Below are 1,688 nucleotides of genomic sequence, written 5' to 3'. Positions count from 1 at the left end.
TTTTTTTTATTTTAAAGTGAGAGACGAACCGTATAGAATCCTTTTTTTCGGGAATACTATTTACCGCAATTACCAATCCAAGGAGGACATGAACATGACAATTCTTAACTGTACAGCAGTAACCTGTGTCTACAACAAAGATCGCCTCTGTTCCAGAGGAGAGATCCAGGTAACAGGATCGGATGCCCGGATTGCAGACGAAACCTGCTGCGGAAGCTTCCGCGACCGCAATGAAGGCTCTGCAGTAAACAGCATCAAAGACTCCTGCGGCTGTGAAAAAATCAACATTGACTGCAAAGCCCGGGAGTGCACCTACAATGAACACTGCCGATGTACCGCATCTGCTATTGACATCAACGGCGAAAATGCCTCTGCACAATCAGAAACCAAATGCAGCACATTTGCATGCAAATGCTGAAAAAGAGGACACTGCACCATGCAGTGTCCTCTTCTATTCTTGATATTTATCTGTTTTTCAGAAAATCTGGAATCTGAATATCTTTTTTCTGTACAGTGCTTGTGGGCACTTTAGAAGCAAAAGATGAATTCATATTTGGAAGATTAAAGCTTGGCATGTTCAAACCTGAAACAGGTGTTGAAGTTCCTGCTGCAGCCGGCTTTCTTACAGAAAACGGGGAAGAAGCTGTATTTCTGCCGCCAAAGGAATTGGTTTTAGGCGCTGCATCAGATAATCCTGTAGCAATTACAGTAATTCTTGCATAATCAGCAACAGAATCATCATACATTGCACCAAAGATGATATTTGCTTCCTCTCCTGTCAGCTCCTGAACATAGCTTGCTGCATCGTTTGCATCCATAAGAGAGATATCTCCGGAAATATTAATGATAACATGAGTAGCACCCTTAATAGTCGTTTCAAGAAGCGGTGAAGAAACAGCCTGCTGAACAGCTTCCATAGCCTTATCGTCTCCTCTTGCCTCTCCGATACCGATATGAGCGATACCCTTATCAGTCATGACTGTCTGAACATCTGCAAAGTCAAGATTGATCAGTGCCGGCAGATTGATCAGATCAGTGATTCCCTGAACAGCCTGCTGAAGAACTTCGTCAGCCTTGCGAAGTGCCTCCGGCATAGTTGTACGGCGGTCAACGATCTCAAGAAGCTTGTCATTAGGGATAACGATCAGAGTATCCACTGACTTCTTCAGGTTTTCGATTCCTGCAAGAGCATTGTTCATACGTGTCTTTGCTTCAAAACGGAAAGGCTTTGTCACAACGCCAACTGTCAGGATTCCCATTTCTTTGGCTGCTGCCGCGATCACAGGTGCCGCACCTGTTCCGGTACCGCCGCCCATTCCACAGGTAACGAATACCATGTCAGCCCCTTCCATTAACTGTTTTACTTCTTCTATGCTTTCCTCAGCGGCCTTCTGACCAACTTCCGGCTGTGCTCCTGCACCAAGGCCTTTCGTTATCTTTTCACCAATCTGAAGTACTGTTGGAGCTTTACAGAGAGTTAAGGCCTGCTTATCAGTATTCACACCTACAAACTCTACCCCTCCGATGGTCTCTTCCACCATTCTGTTTACTGCATTATTTCCAGCTCCGCCCACACCAATGACAATAATCTTGGCAGAGGACTCAGCTTCATTTGACATGATCTCTAACAATGTACTTCCTCCTTTTATTTCACCGATATTTATCGTAATCTACCTGCATATAGTATA

2 protein-coding genes are annotated in these 1,688 nt (G+C 44.5%); one reads left to right on the top strand and one right to left on the bottom strand.

Annotated features, from left to right (window positions below; genetic code table 11):
• Positions 1–94 precede the first annotated feature (94 nt).
• A complete protein-coding gene (locus RDS42_RS14725; protein ID WP_308784310.1) occupies positions 95–418 on the top strand; it encodes a DUF1540 domain-containing protein in 324 nt (107 codons plus the stop codon).
• Between the two features lie 46 nt (positions 419–464).
• Here the strand turns inward: RDS42_RS14725 and ftsZ are convergent, their stop codons facing one another.
• Positions 465–1,619: a cell division protein FtsZ gene (gene ftsZ / locus RDS42_RS14720; protein WP_308784311.1), complete on the bottom strand. Its 1,155-nt coding sequence runs from the start codon at positions 1,617–1,619 to the stop codon at positions 465–467.
• Positions 1,620–1,688 lie beyond the last annotated feature (69 nt).

It is taken from the genome of uncultured Blautia sp., assembly GCF_902497045.1.
Taxonomy (GTDB): Bacteria; Bacillota; Clostridia; order Lachnospirales; family Lachnospiraceae; genus Blautia_A.
This window is presented reverse-complemented; position numbering and strand designations above follow the sequence as displayed.

Coding starts and splice junctions, on each gene's coding strand:
- RDS42_RS14725 (WP_308784310.1), top strand. CDS start 95: ATGACAATTCTTAACTGTACAGCAGTAACCTGTGTCTACAACAAAGAT.
- ftsZ (WP_308784311.1), bottom strand. CDS start 1,619: ATGTCAAATGAAGCTGAGTCCTCTGCCAAGATTATTGTCATTGGTGTG.